Raw genomic sequence first — 18975 nt, forward strand, 5'->3', positions numbered from 1 at the left:
CATAAGGACGGGTTACCCCGCCCTTCCTTTTTTAGCTGTTTTGTTCTGCGAAAGTGCCTTTGATCAGCGCCTTCGGACGGTAGTGAGCCAGCGCTAATCGCTCTTCACACAGAATGGTCAGCATGTTTTTAACAAAGTTATCGCGGTCTTCACGGCTAACTTCGATGGTTGCATCCATGCGATCCCACACCTGAGAGGCCATATCAAAACCGCCTACGGTGAAAGTACCTTGGGTCTGTGCACGCGTCGGAACCACCGGCAACCCCCACATGATGTTCTGGGTGAACGCCTGTGGACCGCCGAAGATATAGCGCCCTTCGTTATCTTTCAGCAGGGCAATGGAATGCCAGTCACGTGGGTTAAGCACAATACCGGACGCGCTAAACTCAGATTCGGTCACTTGGAAAATGGCATGCGCGATAATATCGGCGCGCGTATCATCAGACACGTTCAAACCGGTATCGTAAGCGGTGGCCACATTGTTGATACCTTCCAAATCATCACCACTACCATCACCATTCAGCAACTGGCGCTCCTCTTCCAGAGCAAGGCCGTACATCAGGCGGTTGTTGACGTAGGATTGCAGCATCGGCGCATCATCCATCACCTGACGAGAGGCTTGGATCCAATGTGCAACAGTTTTTACGTTGGCCGTCTGTTTGCTGAAAGTGATTTCAGATTCAGGCTTCAACGCTTTTTCAGCTACGCTGGCAGCATTATTGGTAAACAGCTCTTCACGCACATATTCCAATGAATTACTGGAGATCCGGCCTTGCGCCAACAAGTCGCGAATAGTCAAACGGCGCAATCCCGGCATAATGATGCCCGGCACCTGCATTGGCTGGATAAGTGAGCCGGCAGAGGCATCATCACTGCCCAATGACTTGTTAAACGTCTGCGCTTCAAAGTGCCCTTTACTGCCATTCCACGATTTAGTCAGCTCTTCAGCAGCGCGCTCGGAGAATGATTTTTTCTCAAGCGGATTTTCTGGACCAGAGGCAAACTTTTGCTCCATATCAAACAAGCGTGTGCCTGCTGCTTTCAACTCTTCCTGCACTTTGGACAGATCGTCCTGCAACTGCTTTGAAACCCGACCGGTCGTCTCGATCTCTGTTTTCTGCGCGTCGAAAAGCTGCTGCATGTTTTTCTGAGAGTCTTCAATCGCTTTTTGGATTTGTGCTAATTCGGACATATTATTTTCCTAACTTTTGAGGGAATGAATTAATGCGCGCAATAAGCGCTGAGATTTCTGATTTGTTTTCATCGTTTTCGGACTCACTCCGAACAGCCGACTTAAACTGGGCGATAAACCCCACTGCCTGTGATTTGCTCAAACCCACTGAATCCCTCAGCCAGTTTTCGACATCACGAATAGTTTCAATGCCATTGATGCTTTTTATTGCTGATACGCCAGCAAGCTCATTGGCCGGAAAAGTGCACACACTGATTTCTCTCAGTGCGCTGATATTTTTAAAGATCCGCCCTCCGTTGGAGGTCAGGGTGTAATCGTCTTTGGTGACAGAAAAACCAACGGACATCCCCTCTACGGTGCCGTGTAGCATCGCGGCCTTTAAGTCGCTCGCCCCACTATGACCCGGTGTCAGTTGCCCGCGAACAAGGAGACCCTTCGTGTCTTCCTGTAGTGCCTCCCATTTTCCAACAGGAATTTCCCAAGCGCGGTGATTGAAAAACATCGCCACCTTACGCGTCTGCTGCGCTAGCGTGTTTTTGAATGCCCCAGCAAGGATCACATCACCATCAGAATCGACATTGCCGAAAACAGAGGCGTATCCCTCAAAAATCCCCTGCGAGCCATCGCCGGTGAACTTGATTTCGGTCTCTTCAAAAGACAGCGTTTTTTTAATATCTGGCATGGTTATCCCCATAAAAAACTAAACCCCGCTATTGCGAGGTTTGTTGTCTGTTCCTAATTGGGTTATAGGCACATATTGTTTTTGCCGCATCGCGGAATCCCCACCGGTTATCGGCGGCATATTATCCAGCCGGCGCATTTCATTAATCGTTCGAAGCCCTGCATCGCCCATCGCTTTCATAAATGCGGCGCGGGAGGTTGAATCGCCACGCAATAGGCCATCCAAATTATGCTCGGCGTGTAACTTTCCTATTTGATCGGGTTTTAACAACCAGCGTTGAATGCAGTTCTCCCAGCGGGAAATAAAGGGCTGTAACGTATATTGCAGAAAGCCGAGGTTTTGCTGCTCAATGCCCGTCCCCCAGCTGGTAGATTTTTCGACATCACCCACCAGATGTGGCGGAACGCCAAAAAAGCGCGCCAGCTCACTCACCTGAAACTTTCGTGATGCCATGGTTTCAGCGTCTTGGGGGCTCACGCCAATATCGTGTGATTCAAAATTTGCTTCGAGGATCCAGAGGCGCTTTTTCACGGGACCACCCGCAATTTCTTTAAAGTTCTCCTCCACCTGATCGCGCTGCTCCTTAGTCATAACGCGATCGCCGACCGAGAGGATTTTTGGAGATTTGGCACCGTTGGCGTAAAAATCACGCTGCTGATCCTCCATCGCGACGGCTACCCCTGCGGATTTGCACGCGTGAGCAATAGGTGACAGTCCAACCAACCCGTTAAACCCAAACCCTTTCAGATGGAAAATATCCCGTTGCTGAAAATTGGCATACTCGCTATCTCGTTGGTATCGGTAAACAATCCGCTTACCCTCCAGTCTCACGTCCATATTGGCTGACATGAGCGGTAGCAAACTGACGACATCACCGACCGAGTTTCGCTCGATCAACGCATAAGCATTGCCATAGAAGCAGAGCTGCATTGTCATGGCCTCGCGGAACTCCTGCGCGGTCATGTACTGGTTTGGCGAATAACGCAGTAGCCTTGCCAAAGGGTGTTCCATGCCAACTTTCTGCCGGTTATCACTTCGGTCTGTTTCAAAGACATCAAGCGGCAAGCAGGCGGTCAACGTGGAGATCAGAGACACACAGCGCCAAACGGTGGAGATTTGTAGTATCCGCTCATCAGTCACTAATGAGTCACCCAGTGCACCATGCGCTGATACGGGGCCCGTTTGCGACCCCTGATCGGGCGTCACTAAACGTCCGCCGACAAACCACGACTGCAGACGCGCCCACCAGCCGTTATTCGTGCGCAAATCGATACTGTAATTATTATCTGCCATCACATACTCAGCGGTTTAAATAAGAAATCTTCAAAGTCGCCACCAACAATAACGACCTCCCCGTTTGCTGCACCTGCCGCCATTGTCATGGCGACCATGCCGTCGATACGTCCCGTTGCCTTGGACTTATCTAGTTTGCGGTTTCCTGCGGCATCTTTAACCACCACGGCGTTTTGGGCGCACATGGTCAACACGGGATGCATGCCATGACGTACCTTCCCGTTAAGCAGCAATGATTCAATCGTGTCTACAGCCGGTCCCATATCTTTAAAGCCCTGCCCAAACTCGGCAAGCGGTAAAGTCAGTCCAATATTTTCGAGCTCTTTTCTAAACAAATCGATGCGCCATCGGTCAAATGCCATTGAGCTTAATAGATCAAAGTCACTTAATATTTCGGCGATATCTTTCACCACATATTCGTAATCCACCGACGAACCCGGTGTTGTTCGCAAGAACCCCTGCTTAACCCAGACGTCATAAGGCACCCTGTCCGTTTTAGCTCTGTCAGCCAGCGTTTTTTGCGGCGTCCAGAAGAAGGGGAAAATATCCCAAACGCCTTTTCCATCATCGCCAGCAATAACCAGCGCGGTAAGGTCATTTCGAGCCGATAGGTCAAGACCAGCAAACCATTTACGCGGCGTGTTCTGTGGCGGCTCCTTACCGCTCTCCCATACGTTTTTAGAGATAAACGGCGAAACCGTAGACACGCGCTGATTGAGGCAAAGGTTACGAAAGGTGTTTTCAAAACTCGGCATACGTCCGGCCATTTCAGCCTGACGCTCTAAATCTTTGAGGGAACGAAAGCTACCCAACGCAGGATTAGCCGCTGCCCATGCCTCTCTGTCACTCACGTCGGCCTCTTTCGGCGCTTGGTAGACATGGGAAACAATATGGGGATCGCCGGAGCGCTCAGCATCATCAAGCCAGATACTGAGCAAATCATTATCGTTTGCCGCCTGAGTACTGATCGCTATCAGTAACGGCGACTCATGCGCCCCTTGTGCGGTAATGATGGCGTCGATAAAGTCACTCTGTGGACCGACAACCTGCCCCACCTCATCGAGGATTGCCAGCACGGGAGATAAACCGTGGGTCGTTTTACCTTCGGCGGCCAGCGCCTTGAACTCAACGTTCATCGGTAGGCCAATCAGCTTTTTACCACTGGGGATGATGTGAACAATGCCCTGCAGATCAGGATTGAGATTTATCATCTTCACCGCGAGGCTAAATACGATCCCCGCTTGCTCACGGCTCATCGCGCCGCTCACTATCTGCGTGTTTTGTTTTGCCTCGGGGCCCACTAAATGAGCCAGCAAAATCCCAGCAATTAAACCGGTCTTACCGTTTTTACGCGCAATACTCAGATAGGCTTTATCGGTACCGACGGGATTGTCGTACATCGCCAAGAGAAATAGCTTCTGAAACTCGTCCAGTCTCATCGGCTGCCCGATAAGCTTTCCCTCTGGCACGATGCAGTAGCGCTCAATGAACGCGATAACCTTTTCTCCTCGCGTCATCTGTTACCTATCCTTGTTTTGGGAAAGCAATCAGATTGTCATCCTCTCCCGAGTTTTGATTAACAGCACTGCGTGCGTTGCGATCGTTCTCATTGCGCTTTTTCTGATCGCGGCTCTCGCCGTTAGTCGCATGGGAATGAATTTGCAGGTCGCGGCGCTGAGCAAGAATGGTTCTCTGCAACTCGACTATCTGTTTACGTAAATCTTTAATCAGTTGTTCATTACGATCTTCACCACGTTTACGCTCTTCTTTGCGCAAATCACGCCGTAAAACGGTGATATAGAGCTGATTATTTGCCAGTTCAGCCGCAGCTAATAAGTCGGCTGGCGTCCAACTGTCTAATGCTTTCGATCTGATATTGTCATGCCAGAAAGGTTCGGCTTTTTTCTCCAGACCCGCATGCGCCGGAGGTTGAATGGTATCCTCTGTAGCATTTTTCATGGCCTGAATTGCCGCCGACGAACTGTCGGAGCGGATCCGTTTGTCTGCCATTTTTTTGCACCTAAAAAACCTGAAAAAATCGGGTTAGCGTTAAATTGAAACTTCGGTGGCGGTCATTTAGGGCGAGAGCGGTAGAGATTTACCCCTCCCCCCTTGCCCTTGATGCGAATAAATATCATTTGAATTGATATGATTTCATGATGAAACTACATCACCACCTAGGTGATAACTGTTCTCAATCACGCCAATGAGAATTGGGATCGAGTGGATAGCCATTGACATCACATCCAATGGCAACGCCGTGCTTCTCCATCCTCTGCTTTGTGGAGTCATGGTGTTGTTTGCAGAGTGGCTGCCAGTTCCTTTTATCCCAGAACAACAGCTGGGCTTTCGCAATCGCCGCCTGATTGCCTGACTTAATCGCATCCTTCAGCTTGTGCGGTTCGATGTGATCCACAACTGTTGCGGCTATCGTTCTGCCTTGTTCAGCACACATACGGCATAACGGATTAGACCGAAGAAAGGAAAGGCGAGCTTTATCCCATCGACTGCCATATATACGAGGTTCTTTACTCATAGCGCCAATCTCCATGCTTTCCTGCGTTCAGTCCTGGGCATTCCGTCTTGCGGCACCTCAACTGGCTGCCCGTCTGCATGGTCAACGAGTGAGTAGCACGGGTAGACCACCGAACCGCCATAGGCATCACCTACTGCATAGTCTGCTGCCTTGCTGCTATCCCATCTTGCCAGCACGCGTGGCAGATGTTGCAGAGGGACGCTGTAGCACACACCATGAATCAATCGAGGCATAGTGATTAAGTCAGCACGGCTCTTATCTGCAATGATCAGCCTCTCTGCTATTTGCATCTGATACTGTGGTGGCCTGCCGGTGCCCAGATAAAAGCTAACGAGGTTATCAGGGAAGCAAGCCAACCACTCAGCAACTGCCACATGGAAATCAGGCATCGGTAATGCATCGTCTTCAAGCACGACCACCCGACAAGATTGCTCTGCGGCCCACTCAAGCGCACGGCGATGATTCCAGTTCGCGCCGTGGTCACCACTATCAATTAGCAGAACGGCGCCCAGTGACTCAGCCAAACAGAGTGCCTGCTTGTAGCGTGAGTGGTGCCCAACCACTACAAACTTAATCTCTTCAGCCACCGTAAATTCTCCAATAAAAAAGCCGCGCAATGGCGGCGAATGTTTAAGCATCAGAGTGTTACTGTGCCTTACCCCTTGTTACTATGTGTGTTCAGCCCGTCTATGCCCTAACACAGACGTTCATAATAATGAGGGATGGCTGATTACCTCAGTTAAGGAAATACCGATGGATCAACAAACAGCAGCGCTAATACAGAAAATTACTCTACTCGAACAGAAGATGGCGAAACAAGGTGCGGCAACAAACTTTGTGATTACACATATCATCGACCTTCTCGACGAGCAATCTGGCGATGAAAAGTTTTCTTCCAAGCTCAAGGGCTCTCTTTCAGAATCACTTAATAAACTTAATCACGGAGTATCAGTACAGATTAAGTCAGCTATTAATGATCTACTAGCGCCGGCCTTCAGGGAGCAGTTCAAACCTGAACCTGAGAAGTTTATTAAGTAGTTATAAGCGGCCATTAGGCCGCTTTATTGATATCGCAGTTAACAGAACTAATAATATCCGCAGCTTTTCTCATAGCTTCTTTTTCATAATATTCAATAGTTCCATCTTCATATCGCGGAATTAAGACTTCAACACGAAAGACGTCTAATGATGGTAAACCTCTTGCATTAACGCTCACTGTGGCATTAATACCATCACCATTAGCTGTAAGGCATGAAACTCTTAACTCGTAGTTTTGAGACATTGTTAACTCCTATTAAATTTATTTATGACGCCACCAGGCGCTCTCCTTACCAAAACCATCCGTCTTAAATACTGTATGCACGCGTGGGCCGGTAACCACACGATCGCCAAACGACTTAGCGACAATACCGAACGCGCCCATATCAACGGATGTAGGCGGTGCTTTCTCAATACTCCAGAACCGTTGGCTTTCAATGCGGTAATACAGACGAATGATGCGATGTGCAAACTCCATCACATCTTCACGGCATCCGCCAAGCAGCCCAGCGTTGAGCAGTACCTCAGCCTTATGCCTATCGAAGAATGAATGGTAAGTCTGCCCATGGTGATTCTTCTTCATCCACGGATCCGAATATGTTGTAGCCTCGGAACCAACGTAAATCTTACCGGGCTCCATCTCATCCCATGGCTCACTTAACATCTCGACATCGGTACCGTCAGTACACCAGACAAGATGGTACTCAGGGTGAGCTCTCAGGTGTTGATAGATATGCAACCAGCGCGCAAAGTATGGACTCATGCGCAGAACTGGAATCTCGAATAGACCGGCGCCAGTTGGAGATTCTTTCAACTCATCAGCCAGAACAACCGGCAGTGCGCCGGATATAGAATCTGCCCATGCCTGTAACAGTTGCGGATCCGCTTTCATGCTGACAACGCGCTGAGGGTCTGGTTGGCTCGTCAGTAACGTGGTGATAACTACGTTCGGATTCCGGGAATATGATGCAAAACCGGTGTATCCGGTATCACGGCGGCCGTTATAAATGCCGACGTTGCGTTTCACCAACGCCTCACGCTCAGGCCGAGAGACTGAACGATTTACCTGTTCATGCTCATCGAGCGAATAAATAAGCTTTTCCGAGCCGACTACATCAGCAAAGGCCCACGTGGTTAATCCAGCGTTATGAATGCGCAACGCCAAATCAGGGTGCTCGTACATACCACTGCCATAGATAGGGTCGAAACCGCCAACCTTCTCGATGGCGCTGCAATGGTAATACAGCATCACGCCGCGCTGACCGGTATAAGCAACGTGCTTATTGTCGCGATACAGCTCGGCCATATCGTTCAATTTCTTCGGCCCTGCCAAATCTTTAAACTGATAAGCCAGATGAGGCTCAGGTGATTCGATATAAGGGATATGCCAGTTATCAGCAATGGGCCATGCATCATCGTCCCATAAAAATAGATGTTCACACCCGGCATCCATCAGCACTTCAAGGCTTCGATTCTTTGATGCCACAATACCGAGGGATTTTTCGTGCCGTATAAGTTTTACACCATCAGGAGCTACGGTTGCAGATGCTGATCCATCATCGATAACCACCACCAGCGCACCAGACGGTAGATATTTTTGGTGTTGCTCTATGGAGCGAGAAAGAACATCAGCACGGTTATGGGTAGTGATCGCAATACCGATGCGTGCCGATGAATTATTAGCGGGTTCATAGGGAACGCCATCGATAGTGACCCGCATGATTTAACCCTTAATGGCGCGACAGATCATCCCACCAGCACGACACTCAATTTCAATAGCTTCGCGAAGAGCATCCTGATTAGCGGTGGCGTTTTTGATGATTTCTCTAACTTCAGTAACGGTAATTTTATCTCGAGAGATGGTAGCTGGTTTGATAAATATTTTGCCGTTAATGAGCTCAAAGGCTGCGCTGTTTTTTATTAGATTGTTAATTTCATCCAGCTTTTTCTCGAGCTCACTGGTGTCAGCTTCAACCTTAATGCTCAACGTTTGGATTGGCTTGGTTTCAGTGGCTCTCTTATTAGTGTGAATCGGAGATGATTCCGGTGAATTACTCCCAACCACTCCCATACTCATTGAGCAATAACCGCCACTCGGCGCAGTATTCTCGAAGCTCGCAACCCCTGAAACAGACAGCTGCAGCGGGAAATATTCAGGAATGCCGTTTACTGTAGTTCTCGATCCCCATGCATCATACTGGGCTGTTCCGGCCGGATTGGTAACTTCAAATCCGTCACCATTCACCGTGATACTCATTCTTGCCATCACGTCCCGCAGTATTAAATGTTTCATTTAGAATAATCCTCTATATGTGAAAGTATCGCCCCGCCTGATTCAGAGACAACCCGCATTCAAAACAGTGTGTTTATCCTGTAATAACGAATGGCCAAACTGATAAACCAGCAGAAAATAAAAAGGCCACCAGCGGTGACCTCAAGTATTTCGGTGTTCTTTTGGCATTATCACAGGCACTAATTGAATGCCTGCTGTAATGCCTACTGCCCGCTTACTTTGTCATAGACGCGTTCACAGGTTTTTCCGGCGCTATAAGCACGGTCAGCCTCTTTTGCATACTCTCCTGCTGCTTCGTTAGATTCGCTGAGCAACTGGGTAAGCAATATGATGGCTTGGGACTTTGACGCGCTTGAGCTGGCAGCGCTGGAAAGCTTGCCGGTTTCACTGTCTGCGAATTGTTGCCTGAGCTGTGCGAGCTGTTGCTGCAACCTGTCAGCAGAACGCTTAGCATTAATAGCATCAGCTTTAAGCTGTTCGTTGTCTTTCTCTGCATCTTTAACCGCCTGATTTGCTGCCTGTTGCCTGCGTTGCTCTTCCGCTCGTTCACCAACTTGCCGCTTGGCTAGAGCATCAGAATCTGCTTTATTACGCTGCGCCCATTTCAACTGCCAAGATTTATCGGCATCACGGTAGCCAGTGTAATGACCCACCCATAAGGACAAATTCGCAAGCACCACCACCATTGCTATCATTCGCCAATTGATACTCATACCATAAGCGCCGCCCGCGCCTTGTTGTAGCGTACCTTGCGATCATCGATACCGTTCAGACCACCGTTGATAATCTGCGTCACTCGATAAACGTCAGCACCGTATGCCATGCAGCCTTTTGATGTGTAGAACCACGCCGCCGAACGTGCAGCTTGTAGCTCTAGCTCGAGCAATTCTGGCTTAGTCACCAAATCAAGCTTTAGCGCTGCGCCACATGCGCGATAGTTATCAAGTCCGGTAATCTGGATAAGGCCGCGGCCTCGATACTTCCAACCATCGCCGGAGGCTTTATTACCTAAGCGACTGGCATAAACCAGATTAGCGATGGCATCTTGTCGCGCTGGTTGCTGCGTCGTTCTGCCAAGGGCATTGGCCTGCTGCTGAGTAATACGCTTACCAAATACAGTAACCAAAGCACCCGGTGTGTAATTCAGTGATTCAACAACCTGCCGAAACCCACCAGACTCATGACCCACCTGAGCAATAAACATCGCCTGATCGGTTGCCGCTGTGATACCAAATTCTTTCATTGCTGCATCGATGTGCGGAAACCAGCGCGCAGCTAATCCGGCGCTAATATCAGCCGCCTTTTGAAACTGTTCGAGATCCATGGAATTACCTTACTGTTGAGGAGGGACGCCAGTCTTACTGCCGACAACACGACGTAGAACCGAGCTGAAATAATCAATACCCAAGAAGCCAATAAAGACACTGCCGATATATGCCCACTCTTGATCCCAACTCATTAGCGTAAGCAGGTCTTTAATAAAGAATGCCACCAGTGCGCACATAGCGGCATCCAGAATCCGTCGCCACATCGGAGACTCTCCGTTATATATCCCCCGCAGAATAGCCATTAGACCCGCAATGAATGCGTAACTTCCCTCGCTGCGGTGCTCTGCAATCCATGTCATTAACATGGCCCAGAGCTCGGGGCTTTTGTGCATTTTCATGTTCTCCCCCCATCCACCAGCGCGGTAGGGTTAATTAGTGGAATAGCACCCAGCCGTAACCACTCTCTGCTAGAAAGTGTTTAATGTGTGGATGGTTGTTGGCTGGGCGCTACATATGAAAAAGGCCACCAGAAGGTGGCCTATAAATATAGTTATAGAATTCAGTGAGAATGCTTAGCTCATTATATTATCGATTTTGAGCTAATGATTTTTCACCTGTAATCTCATACAGCTAAGTACTTAATTACTAGATTTGGAGATAAATTATTATATCCTATATGCGAAGTGTTTTACTGGATTAACAAAGGAATCTAAAGGTGAACATATGAGAGTCTTCATGAGCGAATGGCTTATAGGGCTGCAAGCCTCTGCTGCGTCATTAATCTTAATATTGCTATTGTTCTATATTGTGGCTGCCTGAAATAAAACATCAACACAATCGGCTGAGCCATCTCCACTGGTTGAAAGACGCGCACCTGTATTCGGTGCTATATGAAGATGGCTCATGCAGTTGTGCAGCACACCAAACGCTCTGGGTTATCCCTTCTTCGCTGAGTGATGTGCTGATTGCCGTGATGGCTCTTCCCAAACACTTTTCTTACAAACTGATCAGGCACCACGACCCATTGAACGTACCTAATTTATTACAGTGACACAATCATTAACGAAACTTTCGGAATAATCTTTTTAATGGACATTACCAAAAGTAAAGTAGCTCGGCAGTAATAACCTTAGTTAGAAAAATTTGAGGATAGTCATTTGCTAGCAGGCTTTATTTTCAACAAATAATTAATTAGCCTGATAAGTAATGACTTATGGTTATTCATGTTTTTTTGATTTTGGCATTTATACCGCTTAGTTTTAATTTCCAATAAAAAAGATTTAGCTTTAGAAACCCAACCTACTTAATGTCAAATTATCAAAATAAATTAGCTAAGACTCTTCTTACATCAATAAACTTAAGACATAAATAATACCTTTAAAAAAGTTCAACTTTTCAGTTACTTATCATAATACATTAGATTTATTTATAAAATAACGAAAGAGAGTATATCAAAAGCAAAAATAAATAGATCTAAATCAATAAGTTGCTATTCATCCTAGGTTATCAATTACTACCTGTGTTTGATTATACATTAGCATAGATTTTCCCTGATGTTGGCCCATGGCCCCTCTCATCTGAACTTACGGGGATGAGAGGTTTCTTTTTTATTACGTATGGAGTTCCATCGAATGAAAAGTAGTCGATTATTTCTTGTAGCCAACAGCTATGTAAAAGTGGTTTGTTCAGAGCCGGCTAAAATCCTATTGATCAATGAAAAACATTACGACAGATTTTGCCGAGACAGTTGGGCCGACTACCATGGAGGTTTTTTTTGCAACTTCCCAGCTATTGTTGAAGTTCCATACGATGGGATCTGGAATATCGTGATTGATACTCATAGTCATGGAGATACTGAGTCTTCAGTGAGCATAACTATCTTGCCTAATCATGAGTTATTAGAGCAACAAGACGTGATCAAATAGTAATGAAAGTCTATTTACAGGCAATTTTCAAAGTAGGAGTTCAACATCTATCGCAAAGTTGGTCCGCCACCGAGGACTCGAACCTCGCACCTACAACTTATATGGTCATCGGCTCTATCCTGCTGAGCTAGTGGCGGTTAGGACGCGCGGCGCTGTAACGAGCTGATAAATTGGCTTTCACCAATGATAACGACGCTCATCCCTACGCTAGCTCGCTACAGCTAGCGGAATAATAACCATATAAGATAATTCATTACAATAACTAAGCGTTATTTTCGGATAAGTACGACAATGACAATAAAAAAACCCGCACTAGGCGGGGTCAAATGATTGCGAGTGGATAAACGATACAAATTCCCACTATTTAGCCAAATTAAACCAGCTTCGGACAAAATGCAAGTTTTATGTCTTAATTTGTCGCTATCGTTTCCAAACAGTGTCTAACGAGTCACTTCGTTAAACACGCTATCCGCATAACTCTCTTCAATATCACATTTTGCCACCAGCGCCTCAAAGTAAGGCTTCCAATTACGATTCCATGTCCTTTCCTGCAATTCTGGCACCCATGCTGCAATGGCTCTGTAAGCTTTAGAGGCTGGCGTACGTTTATATCCTCTTCCAGAGCAGCGCTCACACGTTTTATCTATTGGTCGTCCAAGCAGTGCTGACTTTTCTAAATCCCGCACTCTCCCTGTACCATGACAGCGGCAGCGTTGAGATACTTTGCCTTTACCGTTGCAGTGCTTGCATAACACACCTACTCGCTCGCGTTTGATGGTAGAAGAGTAAACGACCTCACCATCGGCGTTCGTGATGCCGGGATGTTTCACAACATCTTGGTAACTATAGATGAGCCCCTCACCTTTGCACTCATCACATTCCGACATTGACGCTGCCGATCGGGCATATTCTTCAAAGGCAAGTTTGGCAAGAAGAACCATGCACTGCCCTAACCGGTTACCTGCAGATTTAACAACCAGTTTCGGCGCATGACGCAAAGCGTACTTGCTTAATTCTTCGACGGTGCGGATCTTATCTTGGGTACTGATACCACTTTTACCGAGGAAAGCCGCCATACCAAAGCTGGCTCTCGCTTCCGCCATGCCCATAGCCGCCATCAGGTCGGTGCCCGTAATGCGATCGGGAGATGTCCCGCCAGACATGCCGGTTATATTCATCCCTTTAGGCCCAAAGTGCTTTAACGCATTTTCGATTTTCATGCACATTCACCCACTAAATTCAGAATGATGTTTTCCGTGATTTTGCCAAGATCCATTAAGGGCTCTTTCTCAAATACCCATTTGCACACCGCTACGGCTTCTTCACGGCTAACAGGTCTAATAGTTGCTAGGAGGCTTTCGAGATATCCCTCACGATCATTAATATGGCTACGGCCACCATCGGCATATTCATAGCCCAGCTCTTTTTCAGCACGGTTACGCAATTGATAAAGCCAATCCCAATATTGAAACTCACAGACAACATCTGAAAGCGTGGCTGGCTCGGGTAATTGAGCAACAAAACCCTTTGATGCCGCTTGACGCTGCTCATCAATTTCGTAGCAACGCTCTCCCTCAACGCAATTATCTGCGATTTCTTCGTCCGTCCAGCCCCAGCAGGATGAGTACACATCCGCTAGCTCACCGGACAACATCAGCTCTTCCGCTGGGGTATTGACCAAGGCAGCCTCATAACTGCCAAATACAGCACGTACCTTAGCAGCCTCTGCAATAGCCTGTTTCGCCGCGCTTATATAGCCTGCCGGGTTATCCATCGACATGGTGCTAAACGCTATCTGGAACGGAGCCGCACCAGACTTCATCAGATAGTTACTGTAGTGCTCCTGCGCTTGCTTAGGTGTTATCTTCAGTTTTTGCAGTGCATCTTCAGCTGCTTGCAAATGTGCTGGCTCGTTGAGCCTGATAACCTCCAACACCCACAAATAAGCATCTGTCTGCTTATGGCCGGTAATAACATGCTGTTGTGGTAATGGTTTTGTTACCGCAACCTCGGTGCTGTAAGTTGGTTCTGGAATTGTGAATAGGTCTTGATGTACTGGATTACCTTTATGAGACATTATGCGGCCCTCCCCAGCGGCCATTCGAAAACTTGTGCACCATTGATGAGCATATCGTTGAAGTCACCCGATTCCGGCCAGCGGATACTGACCTTCTCAACATCGTTGTTGGATAAAATATTGCGATGCCCACACTCAAAAGCGGCGGCGTGACCTGCCCCGTTTGAATCTGTGTCAGCAAAAATAATGAGATGTGTAACGCCCATAGGCGCTCTGAATCGCTTCATGAGTGACGTGTTCAGTACTGCCCATACATTGCAGCCGTAGATTTGTCGGCACGACAGCGCGGTCTCTATACCCTCAGCAATACCCAGTGTGGATGCAGGGGGAAACATGCGGATCGCAACTGAACCGGCGTGCTCCAAATAGCTGTCCTCTTGTAGCGACAGCATGCGTTTGGCGCTCTCACCCAAATTGGCCTTTTTATCGCCATCCAATAAGGTTAGATGCAAATAACAGAGCGCCCCTTTGTCATCCGTTGCCAGCGAAAATAAGCTTTGGTAGTGCTGCCCGTTAAATGGCTGCTCGAGGCAGAAACGGATAGCATCTGAAGGAAGAGTATTGATCTCACGATTACGTAGATACGTTTCACCGCTCGTACCTCTTAGCCCCACCAGCCCTGAGTATTTTTTGGAAACCGCTTCACGCTGTTTCTTCTTGCCACTTTCCACTGGTTTGGATTCGGTATCGGGCTGATACTCCCGCCCTATAATCGTATCGACCTCAGCAGCAAGTGTTTTGAAATCCTTACCCTGAGTGATGGCAAGCAGCTTCCATCCATCCCCCGCGCCGCATTTACACACCCATGTACCGCGCCCATCTTTATCGTCACAACGGAAACTGCCTTTCGACTGGCAAGCTGGGCATTTCCCTTTGAAGTGACGTTTACCCGTTACAGGAGGTAAACCATAGTGCTCGAACACCTCTGGCCAGCGTCCGATCACAGCATCAGTAGTTTTCATGGCGTCACTGCCTTACGTGCTGCCAAAGACGCACGAACGTTGCTGAGATGATTTGCCGCTTGCTCAATCCCGCTTAACGCAGGCTGGCGTGGCTCTGTACTTTTGGATTTTTCGCGGCCTTTAGCGAAGGCGATTTGCTTCCACTTAATGTAATTGTTGACCTCTGGGGTAATTTCCATTGGGTAATCTTGTAAGCCGTTGGGCCATGTTCCGAACTTGTCCTTGAAAGTATGAGCACACCAGCCGTCAGATACTGGCTTGCCTTGTGCAGCGCGTTGACGCTGATAAAACTTGATTTGCGACCACCAGCTTTGCTTCTGCTGCTTAGTCACAACCTTCTTTTTCCCGCTGATTTGCTTGAGTCCACGGCTCGCATCCGTATCAACATCCTCACCTGCAAGCGGCTTATGTCCGCATTTAGGACACTGGTAAACACCAGCAGGCTTCATGTAATGGCACTGAGAACACTCTTTGGGTAATTTCTCGCGCTTCTCGTTTTCTCGTTCCGATACGGCTGTTTTCATCCCATCGTTTTTAGAGGGAAGTGTGTCGTACTCAATGCTGTCGGGATAACCTAGCCGATGGACAGAACCCGAGTGATCGAATACCAGGCACTTATCTTTGCCCTTGGCAGTACGTAGCCCACGGCCAATAATTTGTAACCAGCGGATCTCGGATTTCGTCGGGCGGGCGTAAATGATGCAACGAACATCACTGTCGAACCCCGCAATCAAGGTACCAACGCTGACAATGATTTTTGTCGCACCCTGCTCAAATCGGTGGATCATCATTTGGCGTTCGTCATGTGGGGTTTGGGCTGTCATAACCTCAGCATTTACCCCCGCCTTGTTGAACTGGAGAGTGACATAGTTGGCATGGTTAACATTGACGCAAAACGCAACTGTCGGACGATCTTCGCCATGCGAAAGCCAATTACTGACAATATCGCCCACCAGATCAGCGCCACACATAATCTCTGCAACCTCATCCTCTTTGTAGTCGCTACCGAACTCATCTGAACGAGTAACCTTTACACCTGATAAATCAGGCTTTGTTGGCGCAAAAAACTCGTAGCCACACAACACGCCCGTATCCATCAGCTCTTTAATCGTGGTTGGCTTGATGAGTCGCTGGTAATACTTGCCAAGGAACGGCGCAAAGGGGGTGCCAGACAAGCCGATAACTTTGACCTGAGTTTCAGCCGTCAAATACTTAATTACCTCAAGCATCTTTTTGCGGCGAAGATGAGCCTCATCAACAATGAGCAGATCAATATTTTCTGGAAAGTCACGACGGATTAACGTGTCAGCGGAAGCAATCTGGATCTTGCGTTCAGGGTCATAATTGGGGTGATCACGCCATACATAGCTGATCTCATCCTCTGGCAGGCCATATTGAATAAAACGCTTTGCCGTCTGTGTAACCAGTACGGTATAGGGGCAGGTCATCAGAACGCGCATACCACGTGAAACGAACCCATCAGTGATAAACGCACTCAAGCCAGTTTTACCGCTCCCTGTTGGGCTGTAAACCATGAACGAGTTGTACTGCTTCCAGTCACGTCGTAACATATCCAGCGCACGCTGCTGCGCTAAGTTAGCAGTGATGTTAAGCATGTTTTACCTCCGCAAGAGCTGGAGCGCGAACACTCGCCAAAGTAACCCGCTCCAGTTTCTTGCACTCTTCCGAGGCTTTCTCAATCTCACCAATAATCATTGGGTACTTACCTCTTCTGTTGAAAATGGCTATGCCAGAGACCAAGCCTTGAATTGTTTTGCACATCTGGTATGACCTCTGATTTGCCGGATTTTTAAGGGATACCCCCTTCAGTGATCTTATGTTAGTAAGGAGATCTCCCTCTCTGGCTAAGCCTTCCCTAACCCCCCTTTCAAAGATCACCCCCCTTACCCCCCCTAGAAAGTTTTCCCCTCTTCCCCAAAACATCTAGACGGCTAAATGTCTGGAAGGTCAATCTCTCTAAGTGGGCCTACTGCTTAGCAGCTTGCGGTGGGCGAGACGTGATCCCCTCGCTCGCTGCTGCATACCTGTTTACAAACAATCTGAGTCGCGTATTAGCTTCTCGCCTCGCCTTGTTCTCTTGCCGGTATGTCAATTTCTCGCTTTCGAATGCCTCCTGATAAACTTCTGCGTACTTAAGTGCGATTTTTGGCCTGACTGACGGCCTTAGCCGCTGTAGTTGTTCCTGTATCCAGTCTCTATCTGCTTCGCTGAATAGTTCAGGCATCAAACTTATTGGCCGTTTATGATTCACTAGACTTTTCTTACAATTCTTTCTGAATCGTTCTACCTAACATGGCTGATTGTAAAACTTCGTCTTCTGAATATTTGCCGCAAGAAGCTCTTGCTATTGACAAAGCAAATCTCGTTTCTCCAGTGAAATCACTTCTTGGTAAAGTATTATTCTTCTCCCATTTATAGATCTGGCGGACGGTCCGTTTGGTTGCCGCGGCCACATTAATAAAACCCACGTCTCTCAAGATACTAGAAAAGTTACTCATAAGGTTGCCTAAAATTGAACTTAATGTACATAATAAACTGAATCGAATATTCAATCAACTTGATGTAAGGTGTACTCATGGTACAGATAGATAAAATGCGTGAAGAGTTTGCCCATCGGCTAGCGCAGGCCTGCAAAAATGCTGGGCTAGATGATCATGGTCGCGGGATTGCTATTGCCCGAGCTTTGGGGGTTTCGTCTAAGGGAGTGAGTAAGTGGTTCAATGCGGAGTCAATGCCACGACAAGCGAAAATGAATGAACTTGCCAAATTCTTGCGAGTTGATGTCATGTGGCTACAACATGGTTCATCAGGACTTGATCATAATGTAACAAACCCAATTCCTTACTCACGTGGAAATTTATATCCAGTTATTAGCTGGGTAAGCGCTGGAGCATGGGCTGATGCATGTGAACCATACACAATTGATGAAATAGATGAATGGTACGAGTCCGACGCGAAAGTAACTGGTTCTGGCTTTTGGCTAAGAGTTCAGGGGGATTCCATGACAGCCCCATCGGGAATTAGCATCCCTGAAGGGACACTTGTGCTGATCGATACAGGTAGAGAACCAATAAATGGAAGTTTGGTTATCGCAAAATTAACTGATGCCAATGAAGCCACATTCAAAAAACTTATCTTCGACGGCGGTAGTAAATATCTCAAGGGGTTGAATCCCATATGGCCTCTTATTCCCATCAACGGAAACTGTAAGATCATTGGTGTAGCCATAGAGACAAAGCTACGCTTAGTTTAAACATTAAAAACCGCTAATCAGCGGTTTTTTTATCAGAACATTCACATTCTTTTCTCTCACCCAGTTCACCATCCTTCTTCCATTTGTTAAAAAACTCAGCAGAAATTTTTTATTTCTAAATATCAATAGCATAACTAAAAGTTCACTTTAAATTGAACATTTTGGACATTTTAATCTTGACCAATAATGCATGTTTAGTTCAATATTGGGTCATAACGAACTCGGAGGATTAAGAATGAACATTTCCTTATCAGCATATATACCAAAGAGTGGCAAACAGGTGTTGCTTAGAAACGTACGCACTAAATCAACTTGGTTGGCTGGCTTTAATTATATTACTGGTCGTTACCATTTCCAGCCTGTAGGGAATGTAAAGCAATTAAGCGTGAGTTTGAAAGTACTCGCATGCCATGCGAATTTGAACCTGCGGGGACA

Annotated in this window: 20 protein-coding genes and 1 tRNA gene; 3 read left to right on the forward strand and 18 right to left on the reverse strand. The window is 47.4% G+C overall.

The genetic code is table 11. The features are described from left to right. Positions 1 to 31: 31 nt before the first annotated feature. The 7 genes from U0008_RS14335 to U0008_RS14365 form a co-directional block, all read right to left on the reverse strand. On the reverse strand, positions 32 to 1192 hold the full coding sequence (locus U0008_RS14335) for a phage major capsid protein (RefSeq protein WP_043494333.1): 1161 nt from the start codon (positions 1190 to 1192) through the stop codon (positions 32 to 34). A 1-nt stretch (position 1193) separates the two neighbouring features. Then, on the reverse strand, positions 1194 to 1874 hold the full coding sequence (locus U0008_RS14340) for an HK97 family phage prohead protease (protein ID WP_043494336.1): 681 nt from the start codon (positions 1872 to 1874) through the stop codon (positions 1194 to 1196). 18 nt (positions 1875 to 1892) lie between these two features. After that, complete coding sequence (locus U0008_RS14345) at positions 1893 to 3167, reverse strand: phage portal protein (protein ID WP_043494338.1); 1275 nt, start codon at positions 3165 to 3167, stop codon at positions 1893 to 1895. Further along, positions 3167 to 4684 carry a terminase large subunit gene (locus U0008_RS14350; protein ID WP_043494340.1) on the reverse strand — a complete coding sequence of 506 codons (1518 nt, stop codon included), beginning with the start codon at positions 4682 to 4684 and terminating at the stop codon, positions 3167 to 3169. Before U0008_RS14350 ends, U0008_RS14345 begins: the two co-directional genes overlap by 1 nt. A gap of 7 nt (positions 4685 to 4691) precedes the next feature. Further along, positions 4692 to 5177, reverse strand: coding sequence for a phage terminase small subunit, hendrixvirinae-type (locus tag U0008_RS14355; RefSeq protein WP_043494343.1), 486 nt, complete (start codon positions 5175 to 5177; stop codon positions 4692 to 4694). A 184-nt stretch (positions 5178 to 5361) separates the two neighbouring features. Beyond that, positions 5362 to 5703: an HNH endonuclease signature motif containing protein gene (locus tag U0008_RS14360; RefSeq protein WP_043494346.1), complete on the reverse strand. Its 342-nt coding sequence runs from the start codon at positions 5701 to 5703 to the stop codon at positions 5362 to 5364. Beyond that, complete coding sequence (locus U0008_RS14365; protein WP_051874163.1) at positions 5700 to 6341, reverse strand: hypothetical protein; 642 nt, start codon at positions 6339 to 6341, stop codon at positions 5700 to 5702. Before U0008_RS14365 ends, U0008_RS14360 begins: the two co-directional genes overlap by 4 nt. Before the next feature lie 115 nt (positions 6342 to 6456). Here U0008_RS14365 and U0008_RS14370 point away from each other — a divergent pair, with 115 nt between their 5' ends. Further along, positions 6457 to 6741 (forward strand): hypothetical protein, encoded by a 285-nt coding sequence (locus tag U0008_RS14370; RefSeq protein ID WP_043494348.1) that lies wholly within the window; start codon positions 6457 to 6459, stop codon positions 6739 to 6741. A 13-nt stretch (positions 6742 to 6754) separates the two neighbouring features. Here the strand turns inward: U0008_RS14370 and U0008_RS14375 are convergent, their stop codons facing one another. From U0008_RS14375 to U0008_RS14400, 6 genes are all read right to left on the reverse strand, one after another. Beyond that, positions 6755 to 6985 (reverse strand): DUF1327 domain-containing protein, encoded by a 231-nt coding sequence (locus U0008_RS14375; protein ID WP_043494351.1) that lies wholly within the window; start codon positions 6983 to 6985, stop codon positions 6755 to 6757. A gap of 18 nt (positions 6986 to 7003) precedes the next feature. Then, positions 7004 to 8461, reverse strand: coding sequence for a glycosyltransferase family 2 protein (locus tag U0008_RS14380; RefSeq protein WP_043494353.1), 1458 nt, complete (start codon positions 8459 to 8461; stop codon positions 7004 to 7006). 3 nt (positions 8462 to 8464) lie between these two features. Beyond that, positions 8465 to 9034: a hypothetical protein gene (locus U0008_RS14385; protein ID WP_043494355.1), complete on the reverse strand. Its 570-nt coding sequence runs from the start codon at positions 9032 to 9034 to the stop codon at positions 8465 to 8467. Positions 9035 to 9237: 203 nt separating this feature from the next. Next, a complete protein-coding gene (locus tag U0008_RS14390) occupies positions 9238 to 9747 on the reverse strand; it encodes a DUF2514 family protein (protein ID WP_043494358.1) in 510 nt (169 codons plus the stop codon). Beyond that, complete coding sequence (locus U0008_RS14395) at positions 9744 to 10358, reverse strand: glycoside hydrolase family 19 protein (RefSeq protein ID WP_043494360.1); 615 nt, start codon at positions 10356 to 10358, stop codon at positions 9744 to 9746. The genes U0008_RS14390 and U0008_RS14395 overlap by 4 nt, the downstream gene beginning before the upstream one ends. Positions 10359 to 10367: 9 nt before the next feature. Further along, positions 10368 to 10700 (reverse strand): phage holin, lambda family, encoded by a 333-nt coding sequence (locus U0008_RS14400; RefSeq protein WP_025797669.1) that lies wholly within the window; start codon positions 10698 to 10700, stop codon positions 10368 to 10370. 1233 nt (positions 10701 to 11933) lie between these two features. Here U0008_RS14400 and U0008_RS14405 point away from each other — a divergent pair. Next, on the forward strand, positions 11934 to 12227 hold the full coding sequence (locus U0008_RS14405) for a DUF1883 domain-containing protein (RefSeq protein WP_025797666.1): 294 nt from the start codon (positions 11934 to 11936) through the stop codon (positions 12225 to 12227). Between the two features lie 59 nt (positions 12228 to 12286). Here U0008_RS14405 and U0008_RS14410 read toward each other — a convergent pair. The 5 genes from U0008_RS14410 to U0008_RS14430 form a co-directional block, all read right to left on the reverse strand. Continuing rightward, positions 12287 to 12364 (reverse strand) — tRNA-Ile (locus U0008_RS14410). A 303-nt stretch (positions 12365 to 12667) separates the two neighbouring features. Beyond that, positions 12668 to 13447 (reverse strand): antitermination protein Q, encoded by a 780-nt coding sequence (locus tag U0008_RS14415; protein ID WP_151200929.1) that lies wholly within the window; start codon positions 13445 to 13447, stop codon positions 12668 to 12670. Beyond that, on the reverse strand, positions 13444 to 14304 hold the full coding sequence (locus U0008_RS14420; RefSeq protein WP_043494378.1) for a hypothetical protein: 861 nt from the start codon (positions 14302 to 14304) through the stop codon (positions 13444 to 13446). The genes U0008_RS14415 and U0008_RS14420 overlap by 4 nt, the downstream gene beginning before the upstream one ends. Further along, positions 14304 to 15266: a toprim domain-containing protein gene (locus tag U0008_RS14425; protein WP_043494380.1), complete on the reverse strand. Its 963-nt coding sequence runs from the start codon at positions 15264 to 15266 to the stop codon at positions 14304 to 14306. The genes U0008_RS14420 and U0008_RS14425 overlap by 1 nt, the downstream gene beginning before the upstream one ends. Continuing rightward, entirely contained in the window at positions 15263 to 16882 is a 1620-nt protein-coding gene (locus U0008_RS14430; RefSeq protein WP_043494383.1) for a DEAD/DEAH box helicase, read from the reverse strand. The genes U0008_RS14425 and U0008_RS14430 overlap by 4 nt, the downstream gene beginning before the upstream one ends. 980 nt (positions 16883 to 17862) lie before the next feature. On the opposite strand from U0008_RS14430, the gene U0008_RS14435 reads away from it, so the two are divergent. Beyond that, positions 17863 to 18540, forward strand: coding sequence for a LexA family protein (locus U0008_RS14435; RefSeq protein ID WP_025797653.1), 678 nt, complete (start codon positions 17863 to 17865; stop codon positions 18538 to 18540). Positions 18541 to 18975 lie beyond the last annotated feature (435 nt).

The sequence above is a fragment of the Hafnia alvei genome (assembly GCF_034424155.1).
GTDB classification, from domain to species: domain Bacteria; phylum Pseudomonadota; class Gammaproteobacteria; order Enterobacterales; family Enterobacteriaceae; genus Hafnia; species Hafnia alvei.

Bases quoted from the DNA above. Each gene is read 5' to 3' on its own strand.
- U0008_RS14335 (WP_043494333.1), bottom strand. From the start codon at position 1,192: ATGTCCGAATTAGCACAAATCCAAAAAGCGATTGAAGACTCTCAGAAA.
- U0008_RS14340 (WP_043494336.1), bottom strand. From the start codon at position 1,874: ATGCCAGATATTAAAAAAACGCTGTCTTTTGAAGAGACCGAAATCAAG.
- U0008_RS14345 (WP_043494338.1), bottom strand. From the start codon at position 3,167: ATGGCAGATAATAATTACAGTATCGATTTGCGCACGAATAACGGCTGG.
- U0008_RS14350 (WP_043494340.1), bottom strand. From the start codon at position 4,684: ATGACGCGAGGAGAAAAGGTTATCGCGTTCATTGAGCGCTACTGCATC.
- U0008_RS14355 (WP_043494343.1), bottom strand. From the start codon at position 5,177: ATGGCAGACAAACGGATCCGCTCCGACAGTTCGTCGGCGGCAATTCAG.
- U0008_RS14360 (WP_043494346.1), bottom strand. From the start codon at position 5,703: ATGAGTAAAGAACCTCGTATATATGGCAGTCGATGGGATAAAGCTCGC.
- U0008_RS14365 (WP_051874163.1), bottom strand. From the start codon at position 6,341: ATGCTTAAACATTCGCCGCCATTGCGCGGCTTTTTTATTGGAGAATTT.
- U0008_RS14370 (WP_043494348.1), top strand. From the start codon at position 6,457: ATGGATCAACAAACAGCAGCGCTAATACAGAAAATTACTCTACTCGAA.
- U0008_RS14375 (WP_043494351.1), bottom strand. From the start codon at position 6,985: ATGTCTCAAAACTACGAGTTAAGAGTTTCATGCCTTACAGCTAATGGT.
- U0008_RS14380 (WP_043494353.1), bottom strand. From the start codon at position 8,461: ATGCGGGTCACTATCGATGGCGTTCCCTATGAACCCGCTAATAATTCA.
- U0008_RS14385 (WP_043494355.1), bottom strand. From the start codon at position 9,034: ATGAAACATTTAATACTGCGGGACGTGATGGCAAGAATGAGTATCACG.
- U0008_RS14390 (WP_043494358.1), bottom strand. From the start codon at position 9,747: ATGAGTATCAATTGGCGAATGATAGCAATGGTGGTGGTGCTTGCGAAT.
- U0008_RS14395 (WP_043494360.1), bottom strand. From the start codon at position 10,358: ATGGATCTCGAACAGTTTCAAAAGGCGGCTGATATTAGCGCCGGATTA.
- U0008_RS14400 (WP_025797669.1), bottom strand. From the start codon at position 10,700: ATGAAAATGCACAAAAGCCCCGAGCTCTGGGCCATGTTAATGACATGG.
- U0008_RS14405 (WP_025797666.1), top strand. From the start codon at position 11,934: ATGAAAAGTAGTCGATTATTTCTTGTAGCCAACAGCTATGTAAAAGTG.
- U0008_RS14415 (WP_151200929.1), bottom strand. From the start codon at position 13,447: ATGAAAATCGAAAATGCGTTAAAGCACTTTGGGCCTAAAGGGATGAAT.
- U0008_RS14420 (WP_043494378.1), bottom strand. From the start codon at position 14,304: ATGTCTCATAAAGGTAATCCAGTACATCAAGACCTATTCACAATTCCA.
- U0008_RS14425 (WP_043494380.1), bottom strand. From the start codon at position 15,266: ATGAAAACTACTGATGCTGTGATCGGACGCTGGCCAGAGGTGTTCGAG.
- U0008_RS14430 (WP_043494383.1), bottom strand. From the start codon at position 16,882: ATGCTTAACATCACTGCTAACTTAGCGCAGCAGCGTGCGCTGGATATG.
- U0008_RS14435 (WP_025797653.1), top strand. From the start codon at position 17,863: ATGGTACAGATAGATAAAATGCGTGAAGAGTTTGCCCATCGGCTAGCG.